General features: G+C 66.7%; 13 protein-coding genes. 7 read left to right on the top strand and 6 right to left on the bottom strand.

Translation table 11 applies throughout. The features are described from left to right. Window positions 1-10: 10 nt before the first annotated feature. From DIS04_RS18755 to metG, 3 genes are all read right to left on the bottom strand, one after another. On the bottom strand, window positions 11-784 hold the full coding sequence (locus DIS04_RS18755) for an RnfABCDGE type electron transport complex subunit B (protein ID WP_111415316.1): 774 nt from the start codon (window positions 782-784) through the stop codon (window positions 11-13). A gap of 105 nt (window positions 785-889) precedes the next feature. Continuing rightward, window positions 890-2,476: a sensor domain-containing diguanylate cyclase gene (locus DIS04_RS18750; RefSeq protein WP_111415315.1), complete on the bottom strand. Its 1,587-nt coding sequence runs from the start codon at window positions 2,474-2,476 to the stop codon at window positions 890-892. Window positions 2,477-2,700: 224 nt separating this feature from the next. Beyond that, the gene (gene metG, locus DIS04_RS18745) at window positions 2,701-4,743 is read right to left on the bottom strand and encodes a methionine--tRNA ligase (RefSeq protein ID WP_111415314.1); all 2,043 of its coding nucleotides are present in this window, start codon (window positions 4,741-4,743) and stop codon (window positions 2,701-2,703) included. 231 nt (window positions 4,744-4,974) lie between these two features. Between metG and DIS04_RS18740 the strand changes: the two genes are divergently transcribed. Then, window positions 4,975-5,244 (top strand): hypothetical protein, encoded by a 270-nt coding sequence (locus DIS04_RS18740; RefSeq protein WP_111415313.1) that lies wholly within the window; start codon window positions 4,975-4,977, stop codon window positions 5,242-5,244. A 173-nt stretch (window positions 5,245-5,417) separates the two neighbouring features. Next, entirely contained in the window at window positions 5,418-7,793 is a 2,376-nt protein-coding gene (locus tag DIS04_RS18735) for a DNA polymerase II (protein WP_111415312.1), read from the top strand. Window positions 7,794-7,841: 48 nt separating this feature from the next. On the opposite strand, the gene DIS04_RS18730 is transcribed toward DIS04_RS18735, so the two are convergent. From DIS04_RS18730 to DIS04_RS18720, 3 genes are all read right to left on the bottom strand, one after another. Then, window positions 7,842-11,066: a transglycosylase domain-containing protein gene (locus tag DIS04_RS18730; RefSeq protein WP_111415311.1), complete on the bottom strand. Its 3,225-nt coding sequence runs from the start codon at window positions 11,064-11,066 to the stop codon at window positions 7,842-7,844. A gap of 134 nt (window positions 11,067-11,200) precedes the next feature. Then, a complete protein-coding gene (thiI, locus tag DIS04_RS18725) occupies window positions 11,201-12,679 on the bottom strand; it encodes a tRNA uracil 4-sulfurtransferase ThiI (protein WP_111415310.1) in 1,479 nt (492 codons plus the stop codon). 121 nt (window positions 12,680-12,800) lie between these two features. Continuing rightward, window positions 12,801-13,085: a hypothetical protein gene (locus tag DIS04_RS18720; RefSeq protein WP_111415309.1), complete on the bottom strand. Its 285-nt coding sequence runs from the start codon at window positions 13,083-13,085 to the stop codon at window positions 12,801-12,803. A gap of 454 nt (window positions 13,086-13,539) precedes the next feature. On the opposite strand from DIS04_RS18720, the gene DIS04_RS18715 reads away from it, so the two are divergent. From DIS04_RS18715 to DIS04_RS18695, 5 genes are all read left to right on the top strand, one after another. Beyond that, window positions 13,540-15,762, top strand: coding sequence for a TolC family outer membrane protein (locus DIS04_RS18715; protein WP_111415308.1), 2,223 nt, complete (start codon window positions 13,540-13,542; stop codon window positions 15,760-15,762). Window positions 15,763-15,856: 94 nt separating this feature from the next. Continuing rightward, window positions 15,857-18,043, top strand: coding sequence for a type I secretion system permease/ATPase (locus DIS04_RS18710; RefSeq protein WP_245904620.1), 2,187 nt, complete (start codon window positions 15,857-15,859; stop codon window positions 18,041-18,043). Further along, window positions 18,043-19,485, top strand: a complete 1,443-nt coding sequence (locus DIS04_RS18705) for an HlyD family type I secretion periplasmic adaptor subunit (RefSeq protein ID WP_179951307.1) — start codon at window positions 18,043-18,045, stop codon at window positions 19,483-19,485. Before DIS04_RS18710 ends, DIS04_RS18705 begins: the two co-directional genes overlap by 1 nt. Then, window positions 19,485-20,096, top strand: coding sequence for a response regulator transcription factor (locus DIS04_RS18700; protein WP_340148179.1), 612 nt, complete (start codon window positions 19,485-19,487; stop codon window positions 20,094-20,096). Before DIS04_RS18705 ends, DIS04_RS18700 begins: the two co-directional genes overlap by 1 nt. Before the next feature lie 145 nt (window positions 20,097-20,241). Further along, the coding region (locus DIS04_RS18695) for a retention module-containing protein (protein ID WP_422668238.1) at window positions 20,242-22,836 on the top strand (2,595 nt) is incomplete at its 3' end.

Genomic DNA, 22,836 nt, shown 5'->3' with positions numbered 1-22,836 from the left:
GATGGCTCGCTCACTGCGATTCGGGGGCCAGGGCCGCACGCGCTTCCACGAGCATGGCGGTGGCGCGCTCGAGCTGTGCCTCGGCCTGGCGGCAGGCCTCGTCGTCGTGGCGCCGCTGGGCGCTTTCGAACTGCTGACGAGCCCTGCGTACCGCCTGTTCGGCCGCCTTCACGGCCAGCTGGCGCTGGCGCTGCTGCGGGGCGGGGCCGCTGCGCGAACCGTGCGTTCCCTGGCGAATCAGGCGGCGCTGCCGCTCCAGGCGTTTCTCCCGCTCCTGGCGGGCCAGGCGCTGCTGGCGTGCCTGATAGCGCCGTCGCCCCAGCTCTGCCCGCCGCGCCAGGTACGCCTGGCGCTCGGCCTCATCGCCGGCGGCCTGCCACTCGGGGTGTGCTACCAGGTCGATGCAGTCGACGGGGCAGGGTGCCACGCACAGCTCGCAACCGGTGCACTCGGCGGTGATCACGCTGTGCATGCGCTTGCTGGCGCCCAGGATGGCGTCGACCGGGCACGCCTGGATGCACTTGGTACAGCCGATGCACTCCGCCTCGCGGATGACGGCTGCCAGCGGCGACTGGGCCGGCGCTTCGAGGGGCAGAGGCGGGCGAGCGGTCAGCTCGGCCAGGCGCTGGACGGTCTCCTCGCCACCGGGAGGGCAGCGGTTGATCGGCTCGCCGGCGGCGATCGCCTCGGCGTAGGGGCGGCAGCCCGGATGGCCGCACTTGCCGCACTGGGTCTGCGGCAGCAGCGCGTCGATGGCGTCGATCAAGGTGCTGTGGCCCGTCACGTCGTCTCCTGATGGGGCGCAGGTGAGGTGTCAGCACAGGCTGACGGTCGGCCATTATACGCGGCGGCCCGCCATGGGCATACCGCCCGGGCAGGCGCTCGGCTGCTAGCGTTCGACAGGGCTGAGCTGGTCGCCGGTGCGATAGGCTTCGACCCGGTTGCGCCCGCCGGTCTTGGCCTGGTACATGGCCTGGTCGGCGGCGCGCATGATGTCGGACGGGGTCGTCATGTCCGCTTGGTGGGCGGCGACGCCAATGCTGACGGTCACGTTGGCGCTGGTGGGGGAGACTTCGTGCGGCATCTCCAGTGCATTGATGGCTTTCAGCAGCTCGCGGGCGTGGGCAAGCGCGATATCGAGCGAGGTACCGGGAAGCAGGACGCTGAATTCCTCGCCGCCGGTGCGGGCCACGAGGAACCCATGGGGCTTGAGGCAATCTTCCATGCACTGCGCCAGGGTCATCAGGCAGATGTCGCCGGCCTGGTGGCCGTAATGATCGTTGTACAGCTTGAAATGGTCGATATCGATCATCATGGCCGAGGTGCGATGGCGGGCGTTGCGCAGGCTCAGCGCCTCGGCGAAGCGCTCGTCGAACAGCCGGCGGTTGGCCACGCCCGTCAGGGGGTCATGCTGGCTCAGCTCCAGCAGCTGTTCGGATTGCTTGCGCTGATGGTCGAGCAGGTGGCGGAATTCCCGCGCCAGGGTGCCGATCTCGTCGTGGCGAGCCGCGAGACTGTGGGGCATGGCCGGGAGTACGACCTCCCGGTGGACACGCTGGGTGTAGTGGGTGAACTGGCGCAGGGGAGACAGCACCATGCGTTCGAGCAGCCACAGCACGATCAGCAGAGTGACGATCAGCACGCCCCCGGTCCAGTAGAGGGCGAAGCGGAAGGTTTCCAGGCTGGCCTGGTAACGCTGACGGGGAAGCAGGGCGTCGATGCGCACGGCGCGGCCCGATGGCAGAGCCGGAATGAGGCGCTGCGCCGCCATGTGCGTCGGCGAGACGCGCTCCAGGTGCTGTATCGGGCCCTCCTGCTGGGCCACGGGGCTCAGCTCCAGCGAGATGCCGGTGGTATCGCGCAGCTGCGCGATCCAGGGCTCGTCGAGCGGGCGTACCACGGCGAGCCAGCCGGCCGATGGCGACGCTTCCTGACTCTGGTGGATCGGCGACAGGGCCGCCATGGCGAGTGCTGACCGTGACAGCAGCCAGGTGTCGGTGTCATCGTCCGATTTCTGCTCGATATGGCGGGCGAGGAAGGCCACGGCCGGGGCGGCCCAGTCGCAGGGGGGGCGGATGCCGGGACAGGAGGTGAATGCTCCATCCTCGTCGTAGCCGACCACCCAGTAGGCTTCGTTGTTTGCGTCGAGAAAGAGCATCATCTCGAGATCGAGCGTTTCGAGGGTGTCCTCGTAGAGGTTCGAGTCGACGTACTCGGGCCGCTTCCCGCTGACGAAGTCGTGGGAGTCGTCCCAGTAGGCCCAGTCTTCCACCAGGCGGCGCATGTGCTTGAGTTCGCTGCCCAGGGCGCGCTCGGCCCGGTCGAGTTCGGTGCTGGCGAAGGTTTCCTCGTCTTCCAGCAGGATCGGCATGATCTGGTAGCGCGCGATCAGGATCAGGGCCAGCAGGGCCAGGCACAGCACGCCACACAACGACAGCAGGAAACGGTTACGCAGCGAAGTGAGTACTGTCGTCATGAGGCACGCCTGTGTTCATGCCGCCCCCCCAGGTGTCAGGTTCGGCACCGGTGTAGGTGATGGCTTACAAGGTCTATCGGCTTGGGATTACAAAACTTTAGTAAAACTCAGTTTTGTCGTCGCAAAGTGCCACGTTCGGCCCACGTTGCCCCAATGATTGGCGTCTTTTGCTCATTTGGCAAAGAAAAGCGCGGCCTGGGCCGCGCTTTTCCTGGCGCTACCGTTCATCTTACCCGCTGGCCGGGTTCGGCGCCGGAATCCGGCGACAGCAGATAGATGCCATCGTCGTCTCCCGCCGCGAGCACCATGCCTTCCGAGACGCCGAAGCGCATCTTGCGTGGTGCCAGGTTGGCGACCATCACGGTCAGGCGGCCCTCCAGCGCCTCGGGGGCATAGGCCGAGCGTATGCCGGCGAAGACATTGCGCGTCTCTCCGCCCAGGTCGAGGGTAAGCTGCAGCAGCTTGTCGGCGCCCTCGACGTACTCGGCCTTGGCGATGCGCGCGATGCGCAGGTCGACCTTGGCGAAATCGTCGAAGGCGATCTCGCCGCCGATGGGGGCGTCGGCCAGCGGCCCCTTGGCGCTCTCTTTCAGCTTCTGTTCTTCCACCAGGTCCTCCTTCGATGCTGCCATCATGGCATCGATCTTCTCCCGTTCGACGCGGGTCATCAGCGGCTTGAACTTGGCGACCTCGTGGCCGAGCAGCACCTCGTGGCGGCTCGCCCAGTCGAGCGTGTCCAGCTTCAGGAATTCGCGTGCCTGCTCGGCCATGGCCGGCACCACCGGCGCCAGATAGACCATCAACTGGCGAAACAGGTTGATGCCCGCCGAGCAGATCTCCAGCACCTCCTGCTCGCGGCCCTCCTGCTTGGCCAGGACCCACGGCTCCTTGTCGGCGATGTAGGTATTGGCTTCGTCGGCCAGCTCCATGATCTTGCGCACGGCGCGGCCGAACTCGCGGGTTTCGAAGTCCTCGGCGATGCCGTCGCCCGCGGCGATGAAGCGAGCGACCAGCTCCGGCTCGGCACAGTGGCTCGAGAGCCGGCCGTCGCCCAGCTTCTTGACGAAGCCGGCGCAGCGGCTGGCGATGTTGACCACCTTGCCGACGAGGTCGGCATTCACCCGGGCGGCGAAGTCCTCGAGGTTGAGATCGAGATCGTCGACCCGTGAGGTGAGCTTGGCGGCAAAGTAGTAGCGCAGGTATTCGGGATTCAAGTGCTCGGCGTAGGTCGCCGCCTTGATGAAGGTGCCGCGCGACTTCGACATCTTGGCGCCGTTGACGGTGACGAAACCGTGGCAGTTCACCGCCGTGGGCGTGCGGAACTCGGCGCCGTGCAGCATGGCCGGCCAGAACAGCGCATGGAAGTAGACGATGTCCTTGCCGATGAAGTGGTAGACCTCGGCCTCGGAGTCCTTTTTCCAGTAGCTGTCGAAGTCGATCCCGGTCTTGTCGCACAGGTTCTTGAAGCTGGCCAGGTAGCCGATCGGCGCGTCCAGCCAGACATAGAAGTACTTGCCCGGGGCGTCGGGGATCTCGAAGCCGAAATAGGGCGCGTCGCGGGAGATGTCCCACTCGTTGAGGCCGGACTCGAACCACTCCTGCAGCTTGTTGCCGATCTGGGTCTGCACGTGGCCGCCTCGGGTCCAGCGCTTGAGGAAATCGGCGAAATCCGGAAGCTTGAAGAAGTAGTGGGTGGAGCTGCGAACCTCGGGCGTGGCGCCGGAAATGGCCGAGACGGGGTCGATCAGCTCCGCCGGGGTGTAGGTCGCGCCGCAGGCCTCGCAGTTGTCGCCGTACTGGTCGGCGGTTCGGCACTTGGGGCAGGTGCCCTTGATGAAACGGTCGGCCAGGAACAGCCCCTTGACCGGGTCGTACATCTGCTCGATGTCGCGGGTGGCGATATGGCCGCGGTCGCGCAGGCGAGTGTAGATGAGCTCGCTGAAGTGGCGGTTTTCCTCGGAATGGGTCGAGTGATAGTTGTCGAAGGCGACCCCGAAGGTGGCGAAGTCGGCCTGGTGCTCCCTGGAGACGCGCTCGATCAGGGCTTCCGAGGAGATGCCCTCCTGCTCCGCGCGCAGCATGATCGCGGTGCCGTGGGCGTCGTCGGCGCACACGTAGTGGCACTCATGGCCGCGGCTCTTCTGGAAGCGCACCCAGATATCGGTCTGGATGTACTCCAGCAGGTGGCCAAGGTGAATCGAGCCGTTGGCGTAGGGCAGGGCACTGGTGACCAGGATCTTGCGCGGGGCGCTTGCGTTGTTCGACATATCGGCTCTGATATTCCCAGGAAAAACAGACCCTCGATTGTATCTGTCTTCCCCTTCCACTGCATCTGCCGCGGGTTTGGGTTGGCGCCCAGCACGAGGGTTGGGGTAAAATGCCTGCATCCGTCGTCGATAGGTCAAACGGATGGACCGCGGCGACAGGACTCACGCATAGCCCGTTACGCATCATCCAAAAAACGAACGAATGACTGATCCCTTCGTGAGGATGATACGATGAAACTGCGACTCACCCTGCCCCTGCTGCTGATTGCCGCCCTGCTGGCGGGCTGTAGCAGCAACGCCCTGGCGCCGCGCTATACCAGCGAAAACCCTGACATCATGCGCATCAGCGATGAGCAGCCGGCCAACCCCGAGAAGACCGTCGAGGATCTCGGCTCCTACTGCGTCGAGGTCACCGAGACCTGGAATTCCCACGGCACCACGCCGGACGGCCAGACCCTCTGGGCCAAGGATACGCAGCGGGCCGTCGTCCCGTGTGATTGACCCCTGCCAGGGTGAAGCAACGGCATTACCGGCCCATGCCTCGGCATGGGCCGGTTTCGTCAGGGCGCCGCGTCAGCCGCATGGCGGCAACGGAGCCCGGCACGGCGACGGTCGGCGACAACCCTTGGCCCGCTGGGTAGAATGACAGGCATGACGGCGGGCGAGAGGCGACGGTGGAACAGCAGGGGTTCGTGCTGACCCGGCACTGGCGGGAGTCGGCCGCCGGCACCGAGGTCTCGTTGTGGCTGGCCACCGACGCCGGGCCACGCCACGTGCGCCTCCCGGTGCAGCCCTCAGTGGCCTTCGTGCCCGCCGAGCAGCGCGACCGGGCCGAGGCTCTGCTGCGCGGCGAGCGCGACGTCGAGCTGCGCCCGCTGGAGCTGTGCGACTTCCGGCAGCGGCCCGTGTTCGGCCTGTACTGTCGCCAGCATCGCCAGTTGATGCACCTCGCCAGGCGCCTGGGCGAGGCCGGCATCGAGGTCTACGAAGCCGACGTGCGACCGCCGGAACGCTACCTGATGGAGCGCTTCATCACCGCGCCGGTGTGGTTCTCGGGAAGGGGGGATACCGACGGCACGCTGAGCGAAGCCCAGCTCAGGCCAGCAGCACAATACCGCCCCCGCCTCGCACTGGCCTCGCTGGATATCGAGACGAACGCCAGCGGCGAGCTCTACTCCATTGCCCTCGAGGGTTGCGGCGAGCGCCAGGTCTACATGCTGGGGCCCGCCAACGGGCAGGACGGCGAGGCCGAACGCCAGCGCGACTTCACGCTGACCTACTGCGATAGCCGCGCGGCGTTGCTGGAGCGCCTCAACGGCTGGATGGCCCGGCACGACCCGGATGCGATCATCGGCTGGAACCTGGTGCAGTTCGACCTGCGCATCCTGCAGCGGCACGCCGAGCGACTCGGGGTGCCGCTGCGGCTCGGGCGCGATGGCGAAGTCCTCGGCTGGCGCGCCCATGGCAGCAACCCCCACCACTTCTTTGCCGCCGCCGCCGGGCGGCTGATTGTCGACGGCATCGAGGCGCTGCGCCAGGCGACCTGGCGTTTCGCCTCGTTCAGCCTGGAGAACGTCGCCCAGGAGCTGCTCGGCGAGGGCAAGGCGATCGACAATCCCTACCAGCGCATGGACGAGATCGACCGCATGTTCGCCGAGGACAAGCCGGCGCTGGCGCGCTACAACCTCAAGGATTGCGAGCTGGTGACGCGCATCTTCGCGCGGACCGAGCTCATCGACTTCCTGCTCGAACGGGCCAGCATCACCGGGCTGCCGGCCGATCGCAGCGGTGGCTCGGTGGCGGCCTTCTCGCACCTCTATCTGCCGCGCATGCACCGGCTGGGCTTCGTGGCGCCCAATCTGCCTCTCGGCCGCGAGGCTGGACAGGACAGCCCCGGCGGCTTCGTCATGGACTCGCGGCCGGGGCTCTACGATTCGGTGCTGGTGCTGGACTACAAGAGCCTCTACCCCTCGATCATCCGCACCTTCCTGATCGACCCGGTCGGCCTGGTGGTGGGGCTGGAGGCGCCCGAGTCCGAGACGGTGCCCGGTTTCCGCGGGGCCCGCTTCTCGCGCACGCGGCATGCGCTGCCCGAGATGGTGGCGCGGGTATGGCAGGGGCGCGAGGCGGCCAAGCGCGAGGGCAATGCGCCTCTCTCCCAGGCCCTCAAGATCATCATGAACGCCTTCTACGGCGTGCTCGGCTCGCGAGGCTGCCGTTTCTTCGACCCGCGGCTGGCCTCGTCGATCACCCTGCGCGGCCACGAGATCATGCGCCGTACCCGGGAGCTGATCGAGGCCGAGGGCTACCGGGTGATCTACGGCGATACCGACTCCACCTTCGTCTGGCTGGGGAGTGCCCATGAGGAGGCAGAGGCCCGGGCGATCGGGCAGCGCCTGGCAGCGCGGGTCAACCGCTGGTGGACGCAGCATCTCGAAACGGAACACGGCCTTGCCAGCGCGCTGGAACTCCAGTTCGAGACCCACTATCGACGCTTCCTGATGCCCACCATCCGCGGCGCGGAGGAGGGCAGCAAGAAGCGCTATGCGGGGCTGGTGCGTGATGCGGCGGGTGCCGATCACGTCGTGTTCAAGGGACTGGAGACGGTGCGCGCCGACTGGACACCGCTGGCCAAGACGTTCCAGCAGGAGCTGTACCGGCGCATCTTCGTCGGCGAACCCCATCGCGACTATGTGCGCGACTACGTGAAGCGCACGCTGGCCGGGGAGTTCGACGAACGGCTGGTCTACCGCCGTCGCCTGCGTCGCCGGCTCGACGAATACCGTCGCAACGTGCCGCCCCACGTGCGCGCCGCACGCATGGCCGACGAGCTCAACTACCGCCTGGGGCGCCCTCGGCAGTACCAGCACGGCGGCTGGATTCGCTACGTCATCACCGTGGCGGGGCCGGAGCCGCTCGAGGCTCGGCGCTCCGCCATCGACTACCAGCACTATCTCAGCCGTCAGCTGCAGCCGGTGGCCGACGCCATCCTGCCCTTCCGGGGCGACGACTTCTTGAGCCTCATCGACCGCCAGATGGGCCTGTTCTGAGGCGGCGGGCAGGCCGTCGCCGTGACATTGGGCTCGGCGGCTCACCCATTAGCGCAAGGCGAGATCCGGCGACGGGGGCGTGTCTTCGTCGGCCTCGGCGGGCAGCGGTTCCGCTTCGCCGTCGTCGGCGAAATGGTACTCCTCGCGGGGCTTGGCCTGGCAGCCGCCTGCCCCGGATTCCAGGTAGGGACGCAGGATCGGTTCCATGCCCTTGAGCACCTGAACCGGCAGGGCCGAGGTGAAGCGGAAATCGTCCGAGGCACTGCCCGCGACGTAGGCGGTGAGGGTGCCGAAGTGGTTGTCGCCGAGATAGAAGACGAAGGTGGCGGTGCGGTTGCGCGCGGTGGAGCTGATGACCTGGCCGCCGCGGCCCACCGTTTCGAAGCGGTTGTTGCCGGTGCCGGTCTTGCCGCCCAGCACCAGCGGGGTGCCGTCCTCCAGCGTGAAGCTGCCGTGCAGGCGTCTGGCGGTGCCGCCCTCGACGACCTGCGCCAGCGTCGCACGCAGCACGGCCGCCACTTCGGGGGCCATGACGCGTTCGGCTCGCCCTGGAGCCGGCAGGAAGCGGGTCTCGTAGGGCGTGCCGGCGGCGAAGTGCAGTTCGTCGATGCGCAGGGTAGGCTGCCTCACGCCATCGTTGAGGATGATTCCCATGAGTTCGGCCAGCGCCGCCGGGCGATCCCCCGACGAGCCCACGGCGGTGGCCAGCGAGGGTACCAGGTGCTCGAACGGGTAGCCCAGGCGCTGCCAGCGCTCGTGTATGTCGAGGAACGCCTCGACTTCGAGCATGGTGCGGATGCGCACGTCGCGGGCGCTGCGGTGTCGCGTACGGAACAGCCAGCCGTAGACCTCCTGGCGCTCGTCGACGCTGGCGGCGGCCGCCTCGGCGAAGCTGGCGTCCGGGTAGTCGAGCAGGTAGCCCAGCAGCCACAGCTCCAGCGGATGGACGCGAGCCACGTAGCCCTGGTCGGTGAGCGAGTAGTTGCCGGGCGCGTAGCGTTCATGGAGCGTGGCAATCTCGCCCTCGTCGAGGCGGCTGGTGCCGGGTAGCCAGGCGTCGAGGAAGGCGGCGAGATCGTCCTGGCCGGCTTCGGGAAACAGGTAGCGGTGCACCGCGGCAAGGCGTGGCGCGGAGGCCTGGAGCCCCCCGAGGAAGGCGGCGAGGCGCTGGTCGTTCCCCAGGTCGCGGTACTTGTGCCAGAAGCGTTGCAGGAAGGTGCGCCCTTCACGGTCGGCGAACAGGCGCAGGTACTCCAGGCGACGGGGGTCGCCGTCGTCTTCCAGCAACTGGCTGCGGTGCTCGTTGAGGTGCGTGCTGTAGCGCACCAGGTCCCGCATCAGGCGGATGAAGGGCAGGTTGAGCGACTCGCGCATGGCTTCGGTGAGGGTCGGGTTGCGCCCGTTGTCCTCGCGGCGGAAATTGCCGAACGTATGCTGGCCGCCGCCGGTGAAGAAGGTTTCCGCCGGGCTCGCCGAGTAACGCCGCTCCATGGCCATGGCCAGCAGCTCGTCGAGTGCCAGCCCGGGGGTCTCGATGAGCCGGTCCAGCACCCAGCGGCTGAGGAAGTCATGGCGGTCGGTCTCGATCGCGCGCAGCGCCTCGGGGCTTGTTCCCGCATGGCGGGCATGCAGCTCGGCGATCACTTCCAGGTAGGTGGCCAGCACCCTCAGCTTGGCGGTGGAGCCGAGTTCGAGCTTGCTGCCCGAATTGACGTCGAAGGGCTGGTCGGTATTGTCGGTCTGCACACGCACCAGGAAGCCGTCTTCGCCGCGCTCGAACAGGGTGAAGCTGTAGCTCACGTCCTGGGTTCGATCGGCCGAGAGCAGGCGCTCCCCCAGCAGGCCGACCTCGCCGGCGAACGCGGGGTCCGCCAGGCGACGCAGATAGCCGCTGACCTCGCGTTGCAGGCTGGCGTCGAGCGTGGTGCGCGCGCTGAGGTCGAGCCGGTCCAGGTCGTACAGCGACATGCCCAGCATGCCGCCGAGGCGCTGCCGGGCCACCTGGATGCCCTTGTCAGGCTCGATGCGCAGGTCGAACGGCGCCTCGCCGCTATCGCGGAAGGTCAGGCGCTGCGCCAGCGCCGCCTGGGCCAAGGGCTCCGTCACCACGCCTTCCTGCCGCAACAGGCGCAGATAGCTGTCGGTCAGTTCCTCCAGTCGGTGGCGACCGCCGGACAGGTACCAGGAGGGCCGCCGCTGGGCGATCATCAGCGCCACGACCTGGCGCAGGGCCAGGCCCTGTTCCGCGTGGCCGTCGACCTCGTCGAAGCCGCTGGCAAGGCGCCGGTTGAAGGTATCGAAATCGGTGCCGAACCAGGCCCACAGGCCGTCGCCGATGCCATGCACCTCGCCGTAGCCGGGGGCGGCCGACAGCGGCACGGTGTTGAGATAGTCGAGCGCCACGTCCTGCCGTGCGGTGAGGGTCTGGGGACCATGCTGGTAGCTGCGCACGCTGGCGGAGACCATCTGGCGCAGCTTCTCCCGCGATGAATCGGTCAGGCCTCGGGGAGAGTGGCGATACTTCTCGAGCTGCGTGGCCAGCGTGCTGCCGCCGGCCGCCTGTCCGGGAAGGTCCAGGGCCTTGCCCACCTGGGACAGCGCCGCCTTGGTGAAGCGCGGCCAATCGACGGCGGGGTTGGCGTAGGGCGTGCTCTCGTCGAGCAACTGGCGGTTCTCGATGAACAGCAAGGTCTGCAGCACGAGCGGCGGGATGGCGTCGAAACTGGGGTAGTGGCGCTGGGGATGCCGGAACCGGTAAAGGGAGTCGCCCCGGCACTCCTCGATGTGCAGCCCGGCCTGGGTCTTTTCCGCATAGGGCGGGAAGAAGCCGCGGCGGGTGTAGTCGAGCAGGGCAGGCGAGAAGCTGGCCTGCTCGGCGATCTCGTAACCGCGGGAAAGCAGGCGAGCCTCGATTTCGGGCAGCACGGTATAGCCCAGGCGCTGGTCGAAGGGACCGTGGTCGGGAAACTGGATCCGACCGCTGCTGCCCGGCTCCAGGGTATAGCGCAGGGTCGCCGCGTAGCGCGAGAACTCCTGGGCCTGGAAGTGCGACGTCTTGGCCTCGGCGACCAGCAGCGTGGCGAGTGACACGCCGAACAGCAGCAGCAGGATGCCCAGGCCCAGGTAGAGGTAACGATGGGACGACGCTACCTGCGGGGCCGGAGCGAGCTTCGGTTCCTGAATGAGAGGCGAGCGCTTCTCGAGCGACTCGCCGTTGTCGAGCCACGCCACGGCAGACGAATTGCGGCGTGACGAAGCCCTGCGCGCACCCATGCGTCACTCCCCACCCGACCGCGACCTGTTAATTTCGTTTTAGCGCAGTCCAGCGGGGCGATAAAGTGGTTGCTAAAAAAGAATTTGTAACCGCAGCGGCCAGTGCGGTGCTGGCGCGGCCCGGCGGGCATGCGCTAGCGGGTGCGGTAGACCCCGAAGTGCCGCAGCCCCCGGTCGTGCAGGTGCATGGCCTGCATGCGGCTCATCACGCCCTGGTCGCAATAGAGCAGGTAGCGGCGATCGTCCGGTAACTGCCCGGCGCGTGACTGGAGCTCGAAGAAGGGGATCTCCAGGCACTCCACCTGCTCGAGCCTGAGCGGGGCGGCCTCGCGCTCCGCTGCGGGCCGGATGTCGATCACGCTGACCTCGGCCGTGTTGGCCATGGCCTGCAGGTCGGTCACCACCTCCAGCTGCGGCTCATCCTCATGGGGTAGTGGCTCCATGAGCCGGTCGGAGCGCGTCAGCACGGCAAGATCCACGGCGGCATCGAGGACGCTGAAGTCGAAATTCGCTTCGGCGGCTACGACCTTGTCGTGTCGCGCCTGGGTATTGGGGCGCTGGGAGACGGCGCCGCACACCTCAGGCATGCCTTCGGCGAACGGCGCGGTGCCGATCTGGCGGGCGGTGTCGATGATGGCCTGCTTGTCCTCGGCGATCAGCGGGCGCAGGATCGGCACCTCGCTGGCTTCGTCGATGAGGACCAGGTTGGTCAGGCTCTGGCTCGAGACCTGGGCAATGGCATCGCCGGTCACCAGCATGGGGATGCGCGCCCGCGATGCGATACGGCTCGCCGCCCGCACCATCATGCGCTTGAGCACCACGCCGATGAGGCCATCGGGGATAGCGCGCTGCAGCTCCGCCACGACCCCTTCGAACGGCACCGAGTAGAACTTCACCCGATGCGAACGGCCGTAGGTGTCCCACAGGTGATGGGATACCTCGCGTACGGCGGCCTCGTGGCCGGCGCCGCCGAGCTCGAAGAACAGGAAATGGGTCTTGATGCCGCGACGCATCATCTTCCACGCCGCGACCGGCGAATCATAGCCGCCCGAGATCAGCGCCAGCGCCTGGCCCTGCAGGCCCAGGGGGTAGCCGCCCAGCCCCGGCCAGCGCTGGCGCACCAGGCGCAGGCGGCCCTCGACCACGTCCACCCTGACGTCCACCTCCGGTGCCTTGAGCTGGACCCTGGAGCCGGGTGCGGCATCGAGCAGCGCCCTGCCAAGGTGGCGCTCGAGGTCCTCCGAGGTGAAATCATGTACGCCCCGTCTCTTCACCGTGATGCGAAAGGTGCGCCCCGCGATCGCATCCCGCCAGACCGGCAGCAGCCGCTCGGCCGTATCGGCAAAGGAGACGAAGGGGACCTCCTCGACGCACTGCACTTCGTGGATGCCGGGTATACGGCAGAGCATCGCTTCCAGGCGGCGGTGCCAGTCGGCGGGGGCGTCCTCGGGTATGCGCACCTTCAAGGCATCCCAGCCACCCTGCACGTGCAGGGAATCGCCCAGCGGGCGCAGCACGTTGCGGATGTTGCCGACCAGGCAGCGGGTCATCTGGCGACGCACGGAGCGTGACTTGATGGTGATCTCGGGAAACAGCTTCAGCAGGTAATACATTGGCAAGGCACTTGTAAAAGATTTGGAAAACAATTGCTTGCCATTATACCAGAGCCGCGGGGCAGGCGTGTGCACGGCGGGCGCGAACGGACGCCTGGCGGCCGTCCGGCCCGGCAATCGCTCAGTAGAGGGCCTGCTCCTCGCTGATCACCTCCTTGAGCAGCTCGAGGAACAGCTTGTCGGCCTCCGAATGTTCCTGCGGATCCTCGGGAATGTGGACGCTGGTGGTATCGGAAATCTCATTGGCAATGCGAGCCTGGGCCCCTTCGGGGTTGCCCTCGCCGTAGTGTCGGCGTGCGATCTCCAGGGAGCGTTCCAGGATCTGCGGCTCCTGGAGCAGTTTCTTGATAAAGCCGCGCAGCTCGGTGATGACCCGCGCTTTCTGGATCTCGGATGAGGCAGACATGACGTCTCTCCTTGTGCTGATGGCCCATGTCGGTCATGGGCTGACGATAGCATGTTTGCCGGTTGTCGGGAGAGCGCCGCTGCTGGCCTCGGGGCAAGGTGAGCACAAGCGTGCCGCTCGGCCGCTGATGTTGACCAGGCCATGCCAAAGGTTGACAGACCGTGGTGAGAAACTATTGGACTTTTCTCCCGGCTCGTTTACGCTAGCTTACAAAAGTACAACAAAAATACCTGGCAACCTGTAATGCGCCCACAGTAGTGCCCTCAGCAGTCGCTGTGGCAGTTACTCAAGCTTACATTCACTGTGTTGATCAGGTGCAGCCGGTCTTCAAGGGAATCGGGAATGGATGCACCATCCGGCACGCCGGATGAGCCCCGCCATAACAAGAATATGACTAAAAAACCGACGGATAGCCTGTGCAGATGGGGCATCCGCAGCATGACAGGGAACACCCATGACCTATGCAATCGACCTCTCAGGTGCCCAGCGGCTGGCCAAGACCGTGATGGTGGGCTCCTCTCTTGCGCTTCTCCCGCTGACCGCTGCGGTCGCCCAGACGCTGCCGGAAGGCCTGGCGGCTCCCGGTGCCGCCGATATCCAACAGGTGGTGCGACAAGCGCTCTCCAGCAACCCCGAAGTCAAGGCGGCCATGAACGGGCTGAGTGCCGCGGGGCATGACGTCGGTGTGGCGCGCGGCAACTATCTCCCGAGCATCGACCTGACGGCGGGCATCGGGCGAGAGGCGCGGGAGGGCGATGGACGCGGCAGCTACGACACCGACTTCGCCGAGCTGAGCCTGAACCAGATGCTCTACGATGGCTTCGCCACCCGCAGCGAGGTCGAGCGACTCGACCGCGCCGAGCTGGTGCGCTACTACGAGCTGCTGGGGGCCAGCGAGAACGTGGCACTCGAGGCTACCCAGGCCTATCTCGACGTCAGCCGCTACCGCGAGCTCGTCCGGCTGGCCCAGGATAACTACGCCGAGCATCTGCGTGTCTACAACCAGATCGAGGAACGCGTGCGCTCCGGTGCCGGGCGCGGGGTCGACCTCGAGCAGATCAGCGGCCGCCTGGCCCTGGCCGAATCCAACCTGATGACCGAAGCCTCCAACCTGCACGACGTCACGGCACGCTATCAGCGTATCGTCGGTGACCTGCCGGCCGAGGACCTGGCGCCGCCGCCATCGCTCGACGTTCGCCTGCCGCCGTCGGTGAGCGAAGCCGTGGACCTCGCCTTCCAGGGCAATCCCGAATTTCACGCCGCCATCGAGAACATCGAGGCGGCGAGGGCGGAGCAGGCGGGCAGCAAGGCCGGATTCCAGCCGCGCCTGGATCTGCGCGGGCGCACGGGCGTCAACAACAACGAGAACGGCTACGATGGCTTCGGCCGGCGCGATCGTCACAGCATCGAGCTGGTGGCCAGCATGAACCTGTATCGCGGTGGCAGCGACCTGGCGTCGTTCCGCGCCGCCAGCGACCGCGTCGAACAGGCGGTGGACCAGCGCGACCTGGCCTGCACCAACGTGAGGCAGACCACCCAGATCGCCTTCAACGACACCCAGCGCCTGCGCGAGCAGATTCGCTATCTCAACGACCACCGGCAGTCGATCGATCGCGTCCGTGGGGCCTACCAGCAGCAGTTCGACATCGGTCAGCGCACCCTGCTCGACGTGCTCGACAGCGAGAACGAGTACTTCGAGGCCAGCCGGGCCTACACCAACGCCGAGTACGACATCGCCCTGGCCGATGCCCGCACGCTCGCCGCCATGGGCCAGCTGATGCAGGCCCTCGGCGTGATGCGCGACGACATGCCGACCCTGGCCGAGATGGGCAGCGACGGCGTGGCGCTCGACTCCAGCGTCCTCTGCCCGCTCGAAGGGCCCGGCGGCTATACCCTGGCCGACTTCACCCGTGGCATCAGTGCGCCGGCACCCACCCGCGCTCCCGACATCACCCTCTCCGCCGATGCCCTGTTCGCCGTCAACAGCGCCGAGCTGGGCCCCGATGCACGTCAGGAGCTCACCGAGCTGGCGGGGCAGATCCGCGAGCGCGACGACCTGGCGCGGGTCTTCATCGCCGGGCATGCCGACAGCACCGGCAGCGATGCCATCAACGATCCGCTCTCCCAGCGACGTGCCGACAGCGTGGCGGAATACCTGGCCGAGCAGGGAGTCGACAGCGGCCTGATCCAGACCCGCGGCTATGGCTCACGCCAGCCGGTTGCCAGCAACGATACGGTCGAGGGGCGTCGTCAGAATCGTCGCGTGGAGGTCACCCTCGAGCGGGTGGGCGAAAACCTCGATCTGACCTCGCTGAAGGCGTGGCCGGGCCAGGACGTCGAGCGCGCCGCTCCGCCGAGTGCTGCCTCGGCCTGGGCCGCTACCCAGGCCGTTGCCGGCATCTATGGCGAACTGGACGCACTGCTACCGAGCGAGCGACCCGCGGTGAGTGCAGAGCCGGGTGCCTTCCTGCAGGTGGCGGCACTCAGCAGCTCCGAGCGCGCACAGCGCCTGGCCAACCAGCTCAGCGACACGCTCGCCCAACCGATGCGGCTGGTCAGCACTTCCAGCCTGCATCGGGTGCAGCTCGGCCCCATCGGGGATCCTGGCGAACTGGCGGCCCTGCGTACCGAGCTGAAGCGTCTCGGCTACGCCGACAGCTACGTCGTACGAGGCTGAGATTGAACGACCTGGGAACGCTGCCTGGGCCGGAATCGGCACGGGCAGCCATCGTTTTCTGGTTCGACCCCGTCCGGCATCGCCGGGCGGGCTCATGGCCGAGGTCATCGTGACGCAGCAAGAAGTCCTGGACGCCTCCCTGGGTGCCGCATGCACGGCCGTTGGCGACGAACTGCTCGAATGCCTGCAGACCATCGCCCTGGCCCACGATCATGCGGTCACACCCGACTCGCTGACCGCGGGCCTGCCGCTGGAAGAGGGCCGCCTGACGCCGGGCGTCTTTCCTCGTGCCGCCGCCCGGGCCGGCATGACCGCACGCATCGTCAAGAGCCGCTTGGGGCAGCTGAACCCGGCGCTGCTGCCTTGCATTCTGCTGCTGGAGCCGGGGCGTGCCTGCGTGCTCGTGGCGCTGGATCTCAAGGCGCGACGGGCGCGGGTCATCTTCCCCGAGCTCGGCGATGCCGTGAGCGAGGTCGAACTCGATGGCTTGAGCCAGGGCTACAGTGGCCAGGCGATCTACGTGCGCCCACGCTTCCGTTTCGATGCGCGCGGCCCCGAGGTCGGCCAGCAGCGCTCACGCCATTGGTTCTGGAGCGTCATCCGCGAGAACCGTCGGCTCTACCGTGACGTGATCGTCGGCTCGGTGGTCATCAACCTGTTCGCGGTGGCGATGCCGCTGTTCGTGCTCAACGTCTATGACCGCGTGGTGCCCAATCACGCCACCGAGACCCTGTGGGTACTGGCCGCCGGCATTTTCATCGTGCTCTGTTTCGACCTGGCGCTGCGCATGATGCGCAGTGCCTTCGTCGACCTGGCGGCGAGCCGGGCCGACGTCAAGCTCTCTTCCCGGATCATGGCCCAGGTACTGGGCCTGCGCATGGAGGCCAGGCCCGCCTCGACCGGCTCGTTCGCCTCGACCCTGCAAGCCTTCGAATCGGTGCGCGCATTCATCGGTTCGGCCACGGTGGTGGCGCTGGTGGACCTTCCCTTCGTGCTGTTCTTTGCCGCCATCATCGCGCTGATCGGCGTGCCGCTGGCGCTGCCCGTGCTGGCGGGCATCGTCATCGTGCTGCTCTACGCCATGGCGGCCCAGGGCAAGCTGCACGAGCTTTCCGAAACCACCTGGCGGGTCAGCGCCCAGCGCAACGCCAATCTGGTGGAGTCGCTGTCGCAGCTGGAAACGGTCAAGACGCTGCGCGCCGAGAGCCGCCTGCAGGGAACCTGGGAGAAGGCCACGGCCTTTCTCTCGCGGACCTCGGCCCAGTTGCGCCTGGTCAGCACTTCGGTTTCCAACGTGGCGATGTGGGCCCAGCACACCGTCGCGGTGTGCGTGATCCTGATCGGGGTCTACCAGATCATCGACGGCAACCTCACCCAGGGGGGGCTGATTGCCGCCTACATGCTTTCATCTCGCGCCATGGCGCCGGTGAGCCAGGCGGCCGCGCTGCTGGCCCAGTACCATCAGTCATCGACCGCCTTGAAGTCCCTCGACGATGTCATGCAGCGCCCCGTGGAGCGGCCCGAAGGCAAGACGTTCATCTCGCGTCCGGTCGTGCGCGGTGAGATTCGTTTCGACAAGGTATCGCTGCGCTACCCGGACGAGGAGCGTGACGCCCTGCGTGACATCTCGCTCAGGATCGAGCCCGGCGAGAGGGTGGCCCTGCTGGGGCGCGTCGGTTGCGGCAAGACTACGCTCAACAAGCTGCTGCTGGGGTTGTATGCCCCCACCGCGGGCTCGGTGATGCTCGATGGCGTCGACCTGCGCCAGTTCGACCCCGTCGAGCTGCGGCGCCATGTCGGCTACGTGCCGCAGGACGTCAGCCTGTTCTTCGGTTCGCTGCGCGACAACATCGTCGCCGGCGGCGGCAGCGATGGAGTCGATGACGAGTCGCTGCTGCGCGCGATCAGGCTCAGCGGCCTGGAAAGCCTGGTCAACGGCCACCCCCAAGGCGTCGAGCTCCAGGTGGGCGAGCGCGGCCAGATGCTCTCCGGCGGCCAGCGCCAGGCCGTGGCCATCGCGCGAGCGCTGGTCCACGACCCGAAGATCCTGCTGCTCGACGAGCCGACCAGCGCCATGGATCACGCCAGCGAAGAAGCTTTCAAGGCCAGTCTCGGAGAGTACGGCGCCGGCAAGACCCTGATCGTGGTGACCCACCGCACCTCGCTGCTCTCGCTGGTCGATCGCATTATCGTCATCGACGCCGGCAAGGTCGTGGCCGACGGCCCGCGCGACAAGGTGGTGGAGGCGCTGCGCAAGGGCCAGATCGGGAGGGCCAACTGATGACCGCCATGGCCCCCAAGGCGAAGGGCAAGAGTGCCGAGCAGCAGGGCTTCGAGGCGATCGGGCGATTCACCGACGTGGGCGGCAGGCCATTTCGTCCCTTCATGGACCGCCTGTTCTCCAAGCGGGTCACCTCCGCCCACCTCAACCGCGACTGGGCCAGCGACGCCGACTGGGCACGCATGCAGCAGGACCCCATCCGGGCACGGCTGTTCCTCTACACCGTGCTGCTTGCCTTCGGCGCACTGATCGCCTGGGCCTACCTGGCTTCGATCGACGAGGTGACGCGGGGTACGGGGCGGGTGATACCTTCCAGCCAACTGCAGAAAGTGCAGTCCTTCGACGGCGGCGTGGTCCAGCAGATCCTGGTGCGCGAAGGGGAGCTGGTGGAGACGGGCCAAGTGCTGATGCGTATCGATCCCACTCGCTTCGTTGCCAACTTCCGCGAGAACCGCGCCCAGGCATTGGCGCTCCGTGCCCGTGCCGAGCGCCTTCGCGCCCTGGTCACCGACACCCCTTTCGAGCCCGACGCAGCCTTGAGCCAGGAAGCACCGAACATCGTCGACCAGGAGCGTGAGGTCTACGAAAGCCGGCGCGAGGAGATGCGCGAGCAGGAGAGCATCCTGCGCGATCGCATCCGCCAGCGAGAAGAGGAGCTCAACGAAGCCGAGGCGAGGCGCGATACCGCCCAGCGCGAGGCCAACATGGCCAGTCAGGAGCTGAACCTGACACGACCGCTGCTGGCCTCGGGGGCAGTCTCGGAAGTCGACATCCTGCGCCTCGAGCGTGAGGTGTCCCGTGCCACGGGCGAGCGGAACCAGGCGGCCGCCTCGGTCGCGCGCCTCGAAGCCGCGGTGGAGGAGGCTCGCACCCAGCTGCGCGAACTCGGTGTCGAACGGCGCAGCGAATGGCGCAACGAGCTCGCCCAGACCATCGGTGACCTCGGTGCGCTCGATGAATCCAGTGCCGGCCTGCAGGACAGGGTGCGCCTCGCCGAGGTTCGCTCGCCGGTGGATGGCGTCGTGCAGCGCCTCGGCATCAACACCCTCGGCGGCGTGGTACAGCCCGGGCAGGAGGTGGTGGACATCATCCCCAGCGACGACCAGCTGCTCGTCGAAGCGCGTATCGCCCCACAGGATATCGCCTTCCTGCGCCCCGGGCAGCCGGCCACCATCAAGCTGACGGCCTACGATTTCGCCATCTACGGCGGCCTCGAGGCCGAGCTGGACCACATCAGCGCCGACACCATCACCGACGACGACGACAACACCTTCTACCTGGTGCGGGTGAGGACGGTGGAAGGAGAAAACCTGGGCAGCGACATCCAGGTCATTCCCGGCATGACGGCCCAGGTCGACATCATGACCGGCAAGCGTACCGTGATGCAGTACCTGCTCAAGCCCGTCTTGCGCGCCTGGAGCAACTCCATGGGGGAACGATGATGGCCACCCTGTTCGTTAGTCAGCGGCGTGGAGAGATTCCGCGGCTGCTCAGTGCCTTCCCCGATGCGCGCCGAATCACCCCCAGCCAGGCACGCGTCATGGCGGCCCATGGCGATCGGATATGGCTGATGGCGGATCATTCGGATTGGCCCGGGTTGACGAGGGCGCTGGCGGAGCACGGCGCCGTCATCGTCGTCATGTCGCTGACGCCGAGCGAAACGGAGGCCCTCAGGGCGCTGCAGGCCGGGGCGCGTGGTTATATTCATGCTCTCTCGCCCGTCGAACTGCTGGGGCAGGTGGCCCTGGTGACAGGCAACCAAGGCATCTGGGTGCCGGCCGAGCTGCTCGGCAGGGTGCTTGGGGCCGCTTTCAACAGCTTGGGTGGACGAGAAAGCCTGCCGCCGGAGAATCTCTCCGCCCTGACGGAGCGGGAACGCGCCGTGGCACTGGCGGTCGCCGAGGGGCGTAGCAACAAGGAGGTCGCTCGGCGGCTCGACATCACCGAACGTACCGTCAAGGCGCATCTCGGCGCGGTGTTTCGCAAGCTCGGCGTGCGCGATCGCATGCAGCTGGTACTCCGCCTGGCCAAGCAGGACGAGCATATCGTCTGACCGACCACCTCCCCCTGAAGAACTCGTTGCCTGGCTTGCGTCGCACGCCAGCTTTTTTGGCGCTTTCCACCGTGCATCGGCTTTCCGTTACACCCTGTCCATCGGTCCAATGTTTTTGTATCGAGATGTAACTTAATGTGACTTCATGAGCCGTGATAGCGCAGGGGCGCCGTGCGGACGGAACACCATGACGACACCTTCTGGGAGACTGGACATGGCCATCGCCACCGTCATTTCGATTACCGGTCAGGCCTGGGCACGCGATGCCGAGGGCAATCTGCGCGAACTGCGCGTGGGCGATACCCTGCAGGAGGGTGAGGTCCTGATCACTTCCGACAACGGAAGCGTCGAGCTGGATTTCGGCGACGGGCTCGATCCGGCGCTCGTCGAAGGGGGGGAACAGGTGGTCATGACCGCGGAGCTGGATGCCGACGAAACGGCCGACGCTTCCGAATTCGCGGCAATGGACGAGGACCTCGAAGCCCTGCTGACGGCGCTGGACGACGACAGCGTCGACCTGCTCGAGGTGCTCGATGCCACTGCGGCCGGCGCCGGCCCCGGGGGCGGTGCCGACGGCGGCCACAGCTTCGTGCGCCTGGCGCGCATTGCCGAGAACGTCGACCCGCTGGCGTACGAGTATGGCCTGGGTCAGGCCAACGACCTGCCGGAAGTGGAAGGCGCCTTCTTCGGGATTGTCGAGCCGTCCGCCGGCACTCTCGATGCTTCCCTGTTCGATGTCGAAACGCTCAGCGAAGAGGGGTCGGTCGTCACCGGGGTTCTGCCGTTCTCCTTCGGCACGGGTGTCGATGGCAGCGTGACCTTTGCCGGCATGAACGGCGTCCAGACCCAGATAGGCCAGGAGAGCATCCGCTATAGCTGGAATGACGGTAGCAACACACTGACGGCATCTTCTGAGCGGGGTGATCTTTTCACGCTGCAAGTCAATCCTGCCACGGGCGCCTTCACCCTGACGCAGCTGAACAACCTGTTGCATGAAGAGGGCACGGACGAGGCGCTTACCAGTCTGGTCTTCACCGTCACCAGCACCAGCGGCTCTGCCCAGGGTACGTTGAACGTTTCCATTGCGGACGACAACCCTGTCGTCGAGAGCGTGGAAGCTTCGGAGGCTTTGAGCGAGCTGGCGCTGGAAACCAGCGATGCGGAGCTGGCGCCGACATTCCTGTGGTACATGATTTCCGGGGGCTCTCAAGGCGAAGAGCCGATGCGCGAATTCCCGCTTTACGAAGGCCAGGAGCCGGGTAACGACAATCCGCCTCCGCCGCCGCCGTTCATGTCGAGCAGCCAGGACCTGGCAGCCTTGTTCGAGGCCACTATCAACTGGGGCGCCGATGACCCCGGTTCCGATTCGGCTCGCGATGCCAATACCCAGTGGGGCTATGCACTCTCACTTGGTGGGGAGGGTGAGGGGCCGGTCGATTCCGGCCTGACCGCCGGTGAGCAGCCGATCTTCCTTCACCTCGTCAACGGCATGATCGTCGGCAGCATCAGCGAAACGGCCCCGAGCGTCGAGTCCGGCGCCGAAGAAATCGCCTTCGTATTGCACTTGGACGGCTCGCAGATCTCCCTGGTGCAGTTCAAGGCCATCGACCACTCGAACCCCGAAGACCCCTCCGAGACCATCTCGCTGGCCAACGGCCTGATTGAGCTCACAGGTACGGTAACGGTCATCGACACCGATGGCGATACCGCCACCAATAGCGCAGCCATCGATGTGGGATCGCTGCTCGACTTCGTCGATGATGGACCCGTGCTCGAGCTGGGTGAAGTCGACCTCAGTGACGTCGCCCTCGAGACCCAGGACAGTGAGACCATCGACGGCACTTCCGTTGCTACCCGCAGTGTGGCTGCGGCTTTTGAAGCTGCCGTCTGGCATGGTCATGGCGGCGACGGGGCAGGCGAAGTCACCATCGGTGAATACGGTCTGACCTTGGGCGAGGTCGACCATGGTCTTACTAGTGGCGAGGTACCGATCGTCTTCTCGCTGGAAGACGGCGTTGTCATCGGCCGCGCCGGTGAAGCCGAAGTCCTGCGCATCGAGATCGACTCCGACACCGGTGAGGTCACCGTGACCCAGTCCGCCCCGGTGGATCACGACGAGCAGGGCGAAGACAGCCTCGGCCTGCCGGTCGGCTTGGTGGGTGTGAGCGCCACCGTGACCGTGACCGACGGCGACAGCGACGTGATCAGCGACAACTTGGCCACCGATCTGAGCGGCGTCGTTACCATCGTCGACGACATGCCTCAGGCGGTGGATGACACAGCGACCCAGGCCGAAGAGAACGCGCCNGTGTACAACGACGACGGCACCTTCACCTACACCCCGACGGCGGGTGAGGAAGGGGTGGTGAGCTTCGACTACACCATCACCGACGCCGACGGTGACGAGAGCACCGCGACGGTGACCCTGACCCTTCAGGACGACTCCGAGCCGACCATCGAGATCGGCGGTCCCGGCGTCGACGACGGCCAGGCCAGCGTCGACGAAGCCGGTCTGCCGGGCGGCAGTGCCGATGACGGCTCGCACATCACCAGCGGCACCTTGGCCATTGGCACCGGCAACGACAGCCTGGAGTCGCTGAAGATCAACGGCGAGAACGTCACCGGTGGCGGCACCGTGCAGGGTACGTACGGCAGCCTGGTCGTCACGCTCGTCAATGGCGAGTACAGCTGGACCTACACCCTGGCCGGCGCCACCGACGGTGACACGACCAGCGACAGC

Origin of the sequence: Billgrantia lactosivorans, from assembly GCF_003254665.1 — a bacterium.
Classification (GTDB): domain Bacteria; phylum Pseudomonadota; class Gammaproteobacteria; order Pseudomonadales; family Halomonadaceae; genus Halomonas; species Halomonas lactosivorans.
Note: the sequence above shows the minus strand (reverse complement) of the source record. Positions and strands in the feature narration are given on the sequence as shown.